This is a genomic window from Staphylococcus caprae (assembly GCF_003966625.1).
GTDB classification, from domain to species: Bacteria; Bacillota; Bacilli; order Staphylococcales; family Staphylococcaceae; genus Staphylococcus; species Staphylococcus caprae.
In genome coordinates, this window is sequence record NZ_AP018587.1 from 2,383,970 (window position 1) to 2,399,944 (window position 15,975).

At 37.2% G+C, this 15,975-nt stretch carries 10 protein-coding genes; 1 reads left to right on the forward strand and 9 read right to left on the reverse strand.

The annotated features are described in order from the left end of the window. Nucleotides 1-62: 62 nt before the first annotated feature. On the reverse strand, nucleotides 63-569 hold the full coding sequence (locus JMUB898_RS11525) for a GNAT family N-acetyltransferase (RefSeq protein WP_044466954.1): 507 nt from the start codon (nucleotides 567-569) through the stop codon (nucleotides 63-65). A gap of 157 nt (nucleotides 570-726) precedes the next feature. Further along, the gene (locus tag JMUB898_RS11530; protein WP_002441118.1) at nucleotides 727-1,914 is read right to left on the reverse strand and encodes a glycine C-acetyltransferase; all 1,188 of its coding nucleotides are present in this window, start codon (nucleotides 1,912-1,914) and stop codon (nucleotides 727-729) included. Between the two features lie 185 nt (nucleotides 1,915-2,099). Between JMUB898_RS11530 and JMUB898_RS11535 the strand changes: the two genes are divergently transcribed. Beyond that, nucleotides 2,100-3,266 (forward strand): M20 family metallopeptidase, encoded by a 1,167-nt coding sequence (locus JMUB898_RS11535; protein ID WP_037541122.1) that lies wholly within the window; start codon nucleotides 2,100-2,102, stop codon nucleotides 3,264-3,266. A gap of 217 nt (nucleotides 3,267-3,483) precedes the next feature. On the opposite strand, the gene tuf is transcribed toward JMUB898_RS11535, so the two are convergent. The 7 genes from tuf to rpoB all read right to left on the reverse strand — a co-directional run bounded on the left by tuf (nucleotide 3,484) and on the right by rpoB (nucleotide 15,842). Then, on the reverse strand, nucleotides 3,484-4,668 hold the full coding sequence (gene tuf / locus JMUB898_RS11540) for an elongation factor Tu (protein WP_002432994.1): 1,185 nt from the start codon (nucleotides 4,666-4,668) through the stop codon (nucleotides 3,484-3,486). Between the two features lie 218 nt (nucleotides 4,669-4,886). Next, nucleotides 4,887-6,968, reverse strand: a complete 2,082-nt coding sequence (fusA, locus tag JMUB898_RS11545; protein WP_002441110.1) for an elongation factor G — start codon at nucleotides 6,966-6,968, stop codon at nucleotides 4,887-4,889. Between the two features lie 117 nt (nucleotides 6,969-7,085). Continuing rightward, nucleotides 7,086-7,556, reverse strand: coding sequence for a 30S ribosomal protein S7 (rpsG, locus tag JMUB898_RS11550; protein ID WP_001137495.1), 471 nt, complete (start codon nucleotides 7,554-7,556; stop codon nucleotides 7,086-7,088). Nucleotides 7,557-7,626: 70 nt separating this feature from the next. Continuing rightward, nucleotides 7,627-8,040, reverse strand: coding sequence for a 30S ribosomal protein S12 (rpsL, locus tag JMUB898_RS11555; RefSeq protein ID WP_037541120.1), 414 nt, complete (start codon nucleotides 8,038-8,040; stop codon nucleotides 7,627-7,629). Nucleotides 8,041-8,130: 90 nt separating this feature from the next. Continuing rightward, entirely contained in the window at nucleotides 8,131-8,391 is a 261-nt protein-coding gene (locus JMUB898_RS11560; RefSeq protein WP_002441106.1) for a ribosomal L7Ae/L30e/S12e/Gadd45 family protein, read from the reverse strand. Nucleotides 8,392-8,532: 141 nt separating this feature from the next. Next, nucleotides 8,533-12,129: a DNA-directed RNA polymerase subunit beta' gene (gene rpoC / locus JMUB898_RS11565; protein WP_002441104.1), complete on the reverse strand. Its 3,597-nt coding sequence runs from the start codon at nucleotides 12,127-12,129 to the stop codon at nucleotides 8,533-8,535. A gap of 161 nt (nucleotides 12,130-12,290) precedes the next feature. After that, a complete protein-coding gene (gene rpoB, locus JMUB898_RS11570; protein WP_002441102.1) occupies nucleotides 12,291-15,842 on the reverse strand; it encodes a DNA-directed RNA polymerase subunit beta in 3,552 nt (1,183 codons plus the stop codon). Nucleotides 15,843-15,975 lie beyond the last annotated feature (133 nt).

The window sequence follows — 15,975 nt, forward strand, 5'->3', positions numbered from 1 at the left end:
TATTTAACTAACTTTTGACACATATCATTCTTCGTTTTCGAAGGATGATTTTTTTATTTTTATTATTTATTCAAAATTTGATATCGATTAACGACTTTCCCATTCTTTTTAATATAGGGTTCGATTTCATAGCCACCGTACTTTTTTATTACATTTTGTGAAGCATAATTGAATGGATTTGTAGTCATGAGCACTGTTTCAACATTGAGAGATTTTAAATAATTAAGAGCTTGTCCTAATAAGATTGAGGCATACCCTTTACCTCTATATGATGACGCGACACCGTATCCAATATGACCACCAATATTACTTAACCTATGATTAAGTTCATGTCTAATATCTACTGCGCCCACGATATTTCCATCAACAAAATAGAATAGTGTCGTTGAAGGAACACCACCCTCACTCGGCTTTTCTTGATTAAGCTCATCAACCATAGCTTTAAATGATTGATATTCTTTCAAATTTGTATTTCCTGGGACTACTTTCTCATCATTGTCATACCATTCTTGAATATAAACTTTGAATGCTTCTTCGTCTTTATACGTAAGTTGCCTTAATTCTTCCACACCGTCATACCTCTTCTCATCCATTCTTGTCACTTTTTATTGTAAAATGAATGCCCCATCATATTAAAGCATTTTAAATAGAAAAAATTAAGGAAGTGGGTTAGAAATATAATTTAGTAACATTACTTTCATTTCCCACTCCCTATATAATAGCAATTTATATAATATTTAATTCTTTTCCGACCTTTTCATAAGCAGCGAGCGCTTTGTCTAACATGTCTTTCGTGTGCGCAGCTGTAGGCATGTTTCTTACACGGCCAGTGCCTCTAGGAACTGTTGGGAAGACGATTGATTTAACGTAGATGCCTTCTTCTTTAAGACGTTTACTGAACGCTTGTGTATCTTTCTCATCACCAATTATTACAGGAGTAATTGGTGATTCTGATTTTCCAGTATCGAACCCTAATTTAGAAAGTCCATCCTTTAAGTATTGTGCATTCTCCCATAACTGATCGTGTAGTTCTGTAGAAGCCATTAACTTTTTAACAGCTTCAGTAATAGCCTTCGTATCTCCAGGTGCAAGTGATGTTGAGAATAAGAATGGTCTTGATTGTGCTTTCAGCCAGTCGATTAATTGTTGAGATCCGGCAACGTAACCACCTACTACACCGATTGCTTTAGACAATGTGCCAATTTGGAAATCGATTTTATCTTGTAATCCAAAATGTTTAACTGTACCTGCACCTTTGCCCATCACGCCTGAACCGTGCGCATCGTCAACGTATGTTAATAAACCAAATTCTTCAGCAATTTCAACGATTTCTGGTAGTTTGGCAACGTCTCCATCCATACTGAATACGCCATCAGTGATGTACATCACTTTATTATATTGACCTGACTCTACCGCTTCTTTAGCTTTTGCACGTAAATCATCCATATCTGAATGATTTACACGGATAATTTTAGCTTTAGATAAACGACAGCCATCAATAATAGAAGCATGGTTGAGTTCGTCAGATAAAATCGCGTCGTTCTTATTCATGACAGCTGAAATAGCAGCCATATTACAGTTAAATCCTGATTGATATGCGATAGCTGCTTCAGTTCCTTTAAACTTTGCAAGTGTTTCTTCTAATTCATCATGTAAATCTAACGTACCATTAATAGATCGTACAGCACCTGCACCCACACCATGTGTATCGATAGCTTGTTTGGCTGCTGCTTTTAAATCATCGTTTGTTGCTAGTCCTAAGTAGTTGTTTGATGATAAATTAACATATGTTTTTCCATCAATTTTAATTTCAGGTCCGTTGGCACCTTCAATTGAATCAATTTCATTGTATAAGCCATTGTCTTTTAAGTATTGAATATTTTCATCTAAAAACTCATGTAGTGATTGAACCACAATGGAATCCCCCTTGCATTGTCTATTTTCTTTAATGATACCTTAATTTTTGAAATCATGAAAGCCTTATCATTTGAGCGTTATAACTGTTTAACACTCTTGAAAATAATTCATATGAAGGTCTACTGTAGCTATGGCAATAATGATATACTTATAACGATAATATGACGGAAGAAGTGATAAACGTGTTTGATTGGTTCCAATTGGCAAGCAAAAAAGAGAAGAGAATGGTTCAGCTCCGACGATATTTACATCAATATCCTGAACTCTCTTTTGAAGAAAAACGTACACATGACTTTATTGTGAATCAATTAAGCCAGTTATCATGCAATATTGAAACACCAGTTGGACGTAATGGTATTAAGGCGACATTCAAAGGTGCTGAAGACGGTCCTACAATTGCGTTTCGTGCAGATTTTGATGCCTTACCTGTTCAAGAATTAAATGATGTTCCATATCGCTCTAAACATGAAGGCTGTATGCATGCATGTGGTCATGATGGTCACACTGCCATCTTACTTGGCGTTGCTGAGATTGTGAATGAACATCGTCATTTGTTGAAGGGTAATGTGGTGTTCATTTTTCAATATGGTGAGGAAATTATGCCAGGTGGTTCTCAAGAAATGATTGATGCTGGATGTCTTCAAGATGTTGATAAGATTTATGGAACACATTTATGGAGTGGTTATCCATCAGGTACAATTTATTCAAGACCTGGTGCGATTATGGCATCGCCTGATGAATTTAGTATTACGATCCAAGGAAAAGGCGGTCATGGTGCAAAGCCTCATGAAACGATTGACCCTATCGTTATCATGGCTGAATTTATATTGAGTGCACAGAAGATTGTTTCTCGTACGATTGATCCAGTTAAAGAAGCCGTATTAACGTTTGGCATGGTTCAAGCTGGTTCTACAGATAGTGTGATTCCTGATACCGCGTTCTGTAAAGGAACCGTTCGCACCTTTGATACTGCACTACAAAATCATATCCAAGAAAAAATGGATAAACTTTTACAAGGGTTAGCAGTTGCTAACGACATCACATATAAGATGGAGTATATTAAAGGATATCTTCCAGTGCATAATCATCCTCAAGCATATGAAGTCGTTAAACAAGCAGCAAATGATTTACATTTGAGATTTAATGAGTCTGATTTGATGATGATTGGTGAAGACTTCTCACATTATCTTAAAGTACGTCCTGGTGCTTTCTTCTTAACAGGCTGTGGTAATGAGGATAAAGGAATTACAGCACCTCATCATAATCCATATTTCGATATTGATGAGACAGCTTTTAAATATGCAGCAAGTGAATTCTTGAAGATTTTAGAAATTGAACAGATATTTTAGTTTTTAGATACAAAGGTAGTGTATGATTCTTACTTTTAAACAAGTGAGCACTCATATGCTACCTTTTTTATTTTTGAAAAAATATATCAAACGGTTAAATATCGAGTATCGCTTTTTAGAAAAAATAACTCTAGAAGACGATGTGGAACATGATAGGATAAATTGCGCACAAAAAAAGAACCCCCAAAAGGGAGTCCTTTGTATCAAATAATTAATATTATTCGAAGATTTCAGTTACAACGCCTGATCCTACAGTACGTCCACCTTCACGGATTGAGAAACGAGTACCGTCTTCAATTGCGATAGGAGCGATTAATTCAACTGTCATTTCAACGTTGTCGCCAGGCATAACCATTTCAGTACCTTCTGGTAAGTTTACAACACCAGTTACGTCAGTAGTACGGAAATAGAATTGTGGGCGGTAGTTACTGAAGAATGGAGTGTGACGTCCACCTTCGTCTTTAGATAAAACGTATACTTCAGCTTTGAATTTAGTGTGTGGTGTGATTGAACCAGGAGCAGCTAATACTTGACCACGTTGTACGTCTTCACGAGCAACACCACGTAATAATGCACCGATGTTGTCACCAGCTTCAGCGTAGTCTAATAATTTACGGAACATTTCTACACCAGTAACAGTTGTTTTAGAAGTTTCGTGGATACCGATGATTTCAACTTCTTCACCAACTTTGATTTGACCACGTTCAACACGGCCTGTAGCAACAGTACCACGACCAGTGATTGAGAATACGTCCTCAACTGGCATCATGAATGGTTTGTCAGAATCACGTTCTGGAGTTGGAATGTAGTCATCAACTGCTTGCATTAATTCTAAGATTTTTTCTTCGTATTGAGCATCGCCTTCTAAAGCTTTTAATGCTGAACCAGCGATTACAGGTACATCGTCACCTGGGAAGTCATATTCGCTTAATAAGTCACGAACTTCCATTTCAACTAATTCTAATAATTCTTCGTCGTCAACCATGTCAACTTTGTTTAAGAATACAACTAATGCTGGTACACCAACGTTACGTGATAAAAGAATGTGTTCACGAGTTTGTGGCATTGGACCGTCAGCAGCAGATACTACTAAGATACCGCCGTCCATTTGAGCAGCACCAGTGATCATGTTTTTAACATAGTCAGCGTGTCCTGGGCAGTCAACGTGAGCATAGTGACGTTTGTCAGTTTGATACTCGATGTGTGCAGTATTGATTGTAATACCACGTTCTTTTTCTTCTGGAGCGTTGTCAATCATGTCGTATGATTGTGCAACAGTGTCACCATTTTTAGCTAATACAGTTGCGATAGCAGCTGTTAAAGTTGTTTTACCATGGTCAACGTGACCGATAGTACCAATATTGGCATGTTCTTTTGAGCGATCAAATTTTTCTTTTGCCATTATTAAATCTCTCCTATTCTTAGTAAAAGTTATTTCAAATTTATCTCTCATGATAGTTTCTCACCATCATGAGAAGATAATTGATTGAGTTTAGCCTAAAAGAATTTATAATTCTTTTATAATGCATTTACCCCTAAAAATCAAATCATAAAAGTTATAGCTTAACAATAAGCTCAACCTGTATTTTAACCTAGCATGGCTAGTCTTAACAAGTTATATTATTCACCTTTATTTTTCTTGATGATTTCATCAGCGATTGATTTAGGAACTTCTGCATAGTGGTCAAAGTACATAGTGTAAGTACCGCGACCTTGAGTGTTAGAACGTAATGAAGTTGCATAACCGAACATTTCTGAAAGTGGTACAAAGGCATTTACAACTTGTGCATTACCACGAGGTTCCATACCATCTACACGTCCACGACGAGCAGTTACGTCACCCATGATATCGCCCATGTATTCTTCAGGCATTTCGATAGTTACTTTCATCATTGGTTCTAAGATAACTGGATCACATTTTTTAGCAGCTTCTTTAAGTGCTAATGATGCAGCAATTTTGAAGGCCATTTCTGATGAATCGACATCATGGTATGAACCATCAAATAATTTAGCTTTAACATCGATTAATGGATAACCAGCTAAGACACCATTTTCCATAGCATCTTTAAGACCTTGTTCAACTGATGGAATGTATTCACGTGGAACTACACCACCGACGATAGCGTTTTCGAATTCGAAACCGCCACCTGTTTCGTTAGGTGTGAATTCAATGTGAACATCACCGTATTGACCACGACCACCAGATTGACGAGAGAATTTACCTTGAACTTGTGCAGCTTGCTTGAATGTTTCACGGTATGAAACCATTGGCGCACCTACATTACATTCAACGTTAAATTCTTTCTTCATACGGTCAACTAAGATGTCTAAGTGTAATTCACCCATACCACCAATGATAACTTGTCCAGTTTCTTCATCAGTATGTGCATGGAATGTTGGGTCTTCTTCTTGTAATTTAACTAAAGCTTGAGTCATTTTGTCTTGGTCAGCTTTAGATTTTGGTTCAACAGATAAGTGGATAACTGGTTCTGGGAATTCCATTGATTCCAAGATAATGTCGTTTTTCTCTCCACATAAAGTATCACCAGTACCTGTTTCTTTAAGACCTACCGCAGCAGCGATATCGCCTGAGTAAACAGTATCGATTTCTTGACGTGAGTTTGCGTGCATTTGTAATAAACGACCTACACGTTCACGTTTGTCTTTAGTTGAGTTCTTCACGTATGAACCTGAAGTTAATGTACCAGAGTATACACGGAAGAAAGTTAATTTACCAACGTAAGGGTCAGTCATAACTTTGAATGCTAATGCAGCAAATTCAGCTGAATCGTCTGGTTTAGCAATCACTTCTTCTTCAGGGTCATTAGCACGGTGACCAATAATTGGTTTAACGTCTAATGGTGAAGGTAAGTAATCAATTACTGCGTTAAGCATTAATTGAACACCTTTGTTTTTGAATGCTGTACCACAAAGTACTGGGTAGAATTCTACGTCAGTAGTTGCTTTACGGATAGCAGCTTTTAATTCGTCGATTGAAATTTCTTCGTCACCAAGATATTTCTCCATTAATTCGTCATTGTTTTCAGCAACGGCTTCAATTAATTGAGCACGAGCTTCTTCAGCTCTTTCTTTGTGATCGTCTGGAATTTCAATTTCGTCGATTTCTGTACCTAAATCGTTTGTATATTTAAAGCATTTCATTTCAACTAAGTCAATGATTGCTTCGAATTCATCTTCAGCACCAATTGGTAATTGAATAGGTGCAGCGTTTGCTTGTAAACGATCATGTAAAGTGCTTACTGAATAGTCGAAGTTCGCACCTAATTTATCCATTTTGTTTACAAACACGATACGTGGTACACCGTAAGTAGTTGCTTGGCGCCAAACAGTTTCTGTTTGTGGTTCTACACCTGATTGAGCATCAAGTACAGTTACCGCACCATCTAATACACGTAATGAACGTTCAACTTCTACAGTGAAGTCTACGTGTCCAGGTGTATCGATAATGTTTACACGGTGTCCATCCCATTGTGCTGTAGTTGCAGCAGATGTGATTGTGATACCACGGTCTTGTTCTTGTTCCATCCAGTCCATTTGTGAAGCACCTTCGTGTGTTTCACCAATTTTGTGGATACGACCTGTGTAATAAAGAATACGTTCAGTCGTAGTAGTTTTACCAGCATCAATGTGAGCCATGATACCGATGTTACGAGTATTTTTCAAAGAAAAGTCTCTTGCCATGTGTTTTTCTCCTTCCAGTATTTACTGAATAAGTACTATAGATATGGCGATGCCCTAAGCATGAGCCATTATTGGTAAACCATATAACGGAACACACTCAGGGTAAAAGCTTTCATCTTACCAACGGTAGTGAGCAAATGCTTTGTTTGCTTCAGCCATTTTGTGAGTGTCCTCACGTTTTTTGACTGCACCACCTGTATTATTTGCAGCGTCTAAGATTTCGTTAGCTAAACGATCTTCCATAGTTTTCTCACCACGAAGACGAGCATAGTTTACTAACCAACGTAATCCTAAAGTAGTACGACGTTCTGGGCGTACCTCAACTGGTACTTGGTAGTTAGAACCACCCACACGACGAGCTTTAACTTCTAATACTGGCATAATGTTATTGATTGCTTCTTCGAATACTTCTAATGCATCACGACCACTACGTTGTTCAACTAGGTCGAATGCAGAATAAAGAATTCTTTGAGCTGTTCCGCGTTTACCGTCTAACATAATTTTGTTAATTAATTTAGTAACTAACTTAGAGTTATGAATTGGATCCGGTAATACGTCTCTTTTTGGTACTGATCCTTTACGAGGCATAATGTAAATCCTCCCTTCCTATTATAGTATAATCTTTAAAAATGTATTTAAAATTTACGTAATCTTAAACTTAATTTTTAGGTTTTTTAGTTCCGTATAATGAACGTCCTTGTCTACGTCCATCAACACCTGAAGTATCAAGTGCACCACGTACGATATGATAACGCACACCAGGTAAGTCTTTTACACGTCCACCACGTACAAGTACTACACTGTGTTCTTGTAAGTTGTGTCCGATACCAGGGATGTATGCGTTGATTTCAATGTTGTTTGATAAACGCACACGTGCATATTTACGTAACGCTGAGTTAGGTTTTTTAGGTGTCATAGTACCTACACGAGTACAAACACCACGTTTTTGAGGTGAGTTTAAGTGAGTAAATTGTTTCTTTTTACTATTGAAACCTCTGTTTAAAGCTGGTGAATCTGATTTTTTAGATTTGCTTTTTCTTGGTTTACGTACTAATTGGTTAATAGTTGGCATTGAATGTGTCCTCCTCTCTTCATTTTTTAATCCCACACATCCAGGTGGTTCATTTTAAGGTTAAATAAAATTTAGTAAGTAAAATACTTACTAATTCTCATTCAATAACGCAACAATCGTTGCATTAACGTTGATACCTACATATTCTCCTAAAGCACGTTGGCTTCGGAAAAATGTAACTGGTATATTTTCTTGATTGATATAGCTTAACACGCGAGTCAATAGATGAACTTCAACGTCTTTAGCAATAATCAATGATGTAACTTGATCTTTCTTTAACGCTTTAAGCGTTTCTTTAAGACCAACTACATAGTGTTGTTTGTTAAAGCGTGCAACTTTTTCATTAGACATGTACATATCCTCCAAAGTTCTGCTTGCATCAACCTTTAATATATTAACATTTTTTAGTACACATAGTCAACATTATATCTATGCTTTTATAAATTAATATAAGAGAGTGGGAAATGGTCTCTCCCACTCTCAAAGAATATCTTATTCAGTGATTTCTACTTCTTCATCAACTTCTGTTACAGGAGCTGATGTTTTCTCATATTGAATATCACTATAACGTCTCATACCAGTACCAGCTGGAATCAACTTACCGATAATAACGTTTTCTTTAAGTCCGAGTAAGTCATCGCGTTTACCTTTAATAGCCGCATCTGTAAGTACACGTGTTGTTTCTTGGAATGATGCAGCTGATAAGAAGCTTTCAGTTTCAAGAGAAGCTTTAGTAATACCAAGCAATACTGGTTTAGAAGTTGCAGGGCGTTTACGATGTTTGAATGCTTCTCTGTTAGCATCTGTAAAGCTGTGGATGTCTACAAGTGAACCTGGTAATAATTTAGTGTCACCAGCTTCGATTATACGAACTTTACGTAACATTTGTCTTACCATTACTTCAACGTGTTTATCGTCAATTTCAACACCTTGCATACGGTAAACTTTTTGTACTTCTTTAAGTAAGTAACTTTCAGTTGCATTCAAGCCAGCAACGGCTAAGTAGTTCTTAGGTTCAATAGAACCTTCTGTAAGAACTTCACCACGTTCTACAGATTGACCTACTTCTACTTTAAGTCTTGAAGTACCTGAAGCTAGATAAGATCTAGTTTCATTAGCACCTTTAACGATGATTTCTTGTTGACGGTCTTTAGCTAATTTAATATCTTCAACGACACCTTCGATTTCAGTAATAACCGCTTGACCTTTAGGGTTACGCGCTTCGAAGATCTCTTGAATACGTGGAAGACCTTGTGTGATATCGCTTCCTGCTACACCACCTGTGTGGAATGTACGCATTGTAAGCTGTGTACCTGGTTCACCGATTGATTGAGCGGCAATTGTACCAACTGCTTCACCCACTTCAACTTTTTCACCAGTTGCAAGGTTTTTACCGTAACATTTTTCACATACACCGTGACGCGTGTTACAAGTAAATGCTGAGCGGATGTACATTTGTTCGATACCAGCATCTGTGATTTGTTTAGCGATATCTGCTGTGATGAGTTCATCTGGACGGATAATAATTTCATCAGTCTCAGGATGACGAATTGTTTCTTTAGAATAACGACCTTCGATACGTTCAATAAACGGTTCGATCATTTCTGTACCTTCTTTGATATCAGAAACTAATAAACCTCTGTCAGTACCACAGTCTTCTTCACGAACGATAACATCTTGTGCAACGTCAACAAGACGACGAGTAAGGTAACCTGAGTCAGCTGTTTTAAGGGCTGTATCGGCAAGACCTTTACGCGCACCGTGTGTAGAAATGAAGTATTCTAACACTGTTAAACCTTCACGGAATGAAGATGTGATAGGTAACTCGATGATCTTACCTGATGGTGCAGCCATTAATCCACGCATACCTGCTAATTGCGTGAAGTTAGATGCGTTACCACGGGCACCAGAGTCACTCATCATGAAGATTGGGTTTGTTTTCTCAAGTGATTGCATTAATTCGCCTTGAATTTGGTCTTTCGCATCAGTCCAAATTTCAACAACAGCGTTATAACGTTCATCTTCAGTGATTAAACCACGGTTAAATTGCTTAGTAACACGTTCAACTAATTTTTCGTGTTCGTCTAAGATATCTTGTTTATCTGGAAGTACCACGATGTCAGATACACCAACTGTAATACCAGCTTTAGATGAGAATTTGAAACCTAAGTCTTTCATTCTATCTAACATCATAGAAGTATCTGTAATACTGAATCTGTTGAATACTTCTGCAATGATATTTCCTAAGAATTTCTTATTAAATGGCTCAATAAGTTCTTCATTTTCAAAGTATTCTTTTAAGCCACCTTCACCTAATTGTGTAGGGTCTACAAAGTATCTATCAGGTGTTGTACTTTCTAAGTTTGTTTGGCTTGGTTCATTTATATATGCAAACGAATCCGGAATAATTTCATTGAAAATAATTTTACCTACAGACGTAGCTAAAATTTTACTATTTTGTTCATCAGTGAACGTTGGATTGTTGAATGAGCTTGCATGTACACCAATACGAGTGTGTAAATGAACATAGCCATTCGCATATGCTTTTAATACTTCGTTTGTATCATTAAAGATAGCACCAGTATTAACAGCATCTTTACGTTCTAATGTTAAGTAATAGTTACCTAATACCATATCTTGAGATGGTGTAACGACAGGCTTACCATCTTTAGGGTTAAGGATGTTTTGAGCAGCTAACATTAACATACGTGCTTCGGCTTGAGCTTCTTTAGATAGAGGTACGTGAACAGCCATTTGGTCACCATCAAAGTCTGCGTTGTAAGCAGTAGTTACAAGTGGGTGAAGACGGATTGCACGTCCTTCAACTAATGTTGGTTCAAATGCTTGGATACCTAATCTGTGAAGCGTAGGCGCACGGTTAAGTAGTACTGGATGTTCAGTAATAACATCTTCTAATACGTCCCAAACTTCGTCATCCATACGTTCGATTTTACTTTTCGCATTTTTAATGTTTGTTGCGATTTCACGTTGAACTAATTCTTTCATTACAAATGGTTTGAATAGTTCAAGTGCCATTTCTTTCGGTAAACCACATTGATACATTTTCAAGCTAGGTCCTACCGCAATAACTGAACGTCCAGAGTAGTCAACACGTTTACCAAGTAAGTTTTGACGGAAACGACCTTGTTTACCTTTCAACATATGTGAAAGTGATTTCAATGGACGGTTGCCTGGACCAGTTACTGGACGACCACGGCGACCGTTATCAATTAAAGCATCTACTGCTTCTTGTAACATACGTTTTTCGTTTTGAACGATGATGCCAGGAGCACCTAAATCTAATAAACGTTTTAAACGATTGTTACGGTTGATCACACGACGATATAAATCGTTTAAGTCACTTGTTGCAAAACGTCCGCCGTCTAATTGAACCATTGGACGAATTTCTGGTGGAATAATTGGAAGTACATCTAAAATCATCCATGAAGGATTATTACCAGAATTTCTAAATGATTCAACAACTTCTAAACGTTTGATTGCACGAGTTAATCTTTGACCAGTAGCTGATTCTAACTCGTCACGTAACATTTTTAATTCTTCATCTAAATCAATTTCTTCTAATAGGTCTTTAATTCCTTCAGCACCCATTTTAGCTACGAATTGATTTGGATATTTGTCATAGTATTCTCTGAATTCAGCTTCAGATAGTAAAGTTTTCTTTTCTAAACCAGTTGGACCTGGATCAACTACAACATAAGAAGCGAAGTAGATGACTTCTTCTAATGCTCTTGGAGACATATCAAGCAATAGACCCATACGACTTGGAATTCCTTTGAAATACCAAATATGTGATACAGGTGCTGCTAATTCTATGTGTCCCATTCTTTCACGACGCACTTTTGATTTAGTTACTTCAACGCCACATCTATCACATACCATACCTTTGTAGCGTACACGTTTGTACTTACCACAACTACATTCCCAGTCTTTCGTAGGTCCGAAAATTCTTTCACAGAAAAGACCATCTTTTTCTGGTTTTAAAGTACGATAGTTTATTGTTTCAGGTTTCTTAACTTCACCATAAGACCAAGAACGAATTTTTTCAGGTGAAGCTAATCCTATTTTCATATAATGGAAATTATTTACATCAATCAAGGAGCCTACCTCCTTCAATTTAGATTAGCTGTGCTATTTGATTGATTTACATTCATTGAAATCGAATACCTTAAAGAGGTTGAAATGGCAACCATCTCATAACCTCTTTAGGATTCATTTATCTTAAGTGCTTATTAATCAGTTGTTTCTTTTTGTGATTCGGGAGCATTTTTTTGTTGTAAATCTACTTTGCGTTCAGTTGCATCTTCATCATCAACGTCCGCCATTTCAATTTCGTTGTCTTGCTCGTCCATCACTTTAACATCTAATCCTAAACTTTGTAATTCTTTCATCAATACTCTGAATGATTCTGGAACACTTGGTCTAGAGATATTTTCACCTTTAACGATAGATTCGTAAGTTTTAACACGACCTACTGTATCGTCAGATTTATAAGTTAAGATTTCTTGTAATGTGTATGCAGCACCATATGCTTCAAGTGCCCATACCTCCATCTCACCGAAACGTTGACCACCGAATTGTGCTTTACCACCAAGTGGTTGTTGTGTAACAAGTGAGTATGGTCCAGTTGAACGTGCGTGTAATTTATCGTCAACCATGTGAGCAAGTTTAAGCATGTACATGACACCTACAGAAATACGGTTATCGAATGGTTCACCTGTACGTCCATCGTATAATACAGTTTTACCATCACGAGCCATACCTGCTTCTTCAATTGTTGACCATACATCATCATCGTTTGCACCATCGAATACTGGAGATGCTACATGGATGCCTAAGTTCTTAGCAGCCATACCTAAATGCAACTCAAGTACTTGTCCGATGTTCATACGTGATGGTACACCAAGTGGGTTTAACATGATGTCGATTGGACGACCATCTGGTAAGTATGGCATATCTTCTTCAGGAACAATTTTAGAGATAACACCTTTGTTACCGTGACGACCACACATTTTGTCCCCTACATGAATTTTACGTTTTTGAACGATATAAACACGTACCAATTGGTTTACACCTGGAGATAACGTATCATCGCCTTCTTCACGATTGAATACTTTAACATCTAGAACGATACCGCCTGCACCATGTGGTACACGTAATGATGTATCGCGGACTTCACGAGCCTTTTCACCGAAGATAGCATGTAATAATCTTTCTTCAGCTGTTAATTCAGTTACACCTTTAGGCGTTACTTTACCTACTAAGATGTCACCGTCTTTAACTTCAGCACCAACATAAACGATACCGCGATCGTCTAAGTTTTTAAGTGCACTTTCAGATACGTTAGGAATGTCACGAGTAATTTCTTCAGGTCCTAACTTAGTATCACGAGCTTCAGATTCATATTCTTCAATGTGAATAGAAGTATAAACGTCATCTTTAACTAAACGTTCACTCATGATAACAGCATCCTCGTAGTTATAACCGTCCCAAGTCATGAAACCAACTACAACGTTACGTCCTAATGCCATTTCACCTAATTCCATTGAAGGACCGTCAGCTAAAATTTCATTGTATTCTACTACATCACCAACAGAAACAATTGGACGTTGGTTATAACATGTACCAGAGTTTGAACGTTTGAATTTAGCTAATGGGTAACGATCTAATTCACCTTCATGTTCAGTGCCGTTTTCTTCTACTAAGCGACGTACTAATACTTCGTTAGATTCAACGTGTTCAACGCGTCCTCTATGTTTAGCAGTAATCGCTGCACCTGAATCACGTGCGGCTACATGTTCCATACCTGTACCAACAAATGGCGCTTCTGGATTCATCAATGGTACTGCTTGACGTTGCATGTTCGCACCCATTAATGCACGGTTAGAGTCATCATTTTCTAAGAATGGAATACAAGCTGTCGCTGCAGATACTACTTGTTTAGGAGATACATCCATGTAGTCCATTTTCTCTTTAGCCATAACTGTGTTATTACCACGGAAACGACAAACAACTTCGTCATCTAAGAAACGACCATTTTCGTCTAAACGAGAGTTCGCTTGGGCAACAACGTAACTATCTTCTTCATCAGCAGTTAAGTAATCAATTTGGTCAGTGATAGAGTTCGTATCTAAATCTACTTTACGATAAGGTGTTTCAATAAAACCAAATTCATTTACTCGTGCATAACTTGATAATGAGTTGATTAAACCAATGTTTGGACCCTCAGGTGTTTCGATTGGACACATACGGCCATAGTGAGAATAGTGAACGTCACGCACTTCCATTTGAGCACGTTCACGTGTTAAACCACCAGGTCCTAGTGCTGATAGACGACGTTTATGAGTCAACTCAGCTAATGGGTTAGCTTGGTCCATGAATTGCGATAATTGTGAACTTCCGAAGAATTCTTTAATAGACGCAATAACCGGTCGAATGTTGATTAATTGTTGTGGTGTGATTGAATCAGTGTCTTGAATAGACATTCTTTCACGAACAACACGTTCCATTCTTGATAAACCGATACGGAATTGGTTCTGTAAAAGTTCACCAACTGAACGTAAACGACGGTTACCTAAGTGGTCGATATCATCTGTATAACCAATACCATTTAATAAGTTGAAGAAATAACTCATTGACGCAATGATATCAGCTGGAGTAATACATTTAACTTCTGAATCTGGTAATGCATTACCAATTACAGTAGTTGTGCGACCTTCTTCATCATTAGGTACATAGACTTTAATTGATTGAATTTCAACAGGTTCGTCAATAACGCTACCTTCTAATTCGAAAACTTCACTGTTAGCGTTTGTTTCTAAAACGTCCATGATTTCGTCAATTTTACGACGATCTAATACAGTACCTTCTTCAGCTACAATCTCACCTGTTTCACTATTAACAATAGGTTCTGCTAATTTTTGATTAAATAAACGGTGTTTTAAATGTAACTTTTTGTTAGCTTTGTAACGACCAACACTTGCTAAATCATAACGTTTAGGGTCGAAGAAGCGTGAGTATAATAAGCTTTTAGCATTTTCAACTGTTGGTGGTTCGCCAGGACGTAAACGTTCATAAATTTCTAATAAAGCTTGTTCAGTATTTTCAGTACCATCTTTTTCTAATGTATTACGTAAATATTCACTCTCACCTAGTAAATCAACAATTTCTTGATCAGTTGAGAAACCTAGTGCACGTAATAATACTGTCAATGGTAATTTACGAGTTCTATCGATACGAACGTATACTACATCTTTCGCATCTGTTTCATATTCTAACCAAGCACCACGGTTAGGAATGATAGTTGCATCGTAGTTTTCGCGTCCATTTTTATCAATTTTCTCGTTGAAATAAACGGATGGTGAACGTACTAATTGAGAAACGATAACACGTTCAGCACCATTGATAACGAATGTACCTGTGTCAGTCATTAATGGGAAATCACCCATGAAGACTTCTTGTTCCTTCACTTCGCCTGTTTCTTTAATAATGAGACGTACTTTCACACGAAGAGGTGCAGCATAAGTAGCGTCACGGTTTTTAGATTCTTCTAAATCGTATTTCGGATCACCTAATCTATAATCTACAAATTCTAAAGATAGGTTACCTGTGAAATCTTCAATTGGAGAAATGTCTCTAAACATTTCTAATAAACCTTCTTTAAGGAACCAATCGTAAGATTTAGTTTGAATTTCTATTAAGTTTGGTAATTCTAATACTTCTGAAATTCTCGCGTAATTTCTACGTTTACGATGTCTTCCATATTGGACAACTTGACCTGCCAAACAGATTCACCCCTCAAAAATTGTGTGTTTTACTGATACTTTTTAAAAGGAAACAATAACGAATATAAAAGACAAAAAGAAAACGGCAACACTTATGATGACACCATTTTCGATTTATATTTATACTTAATTT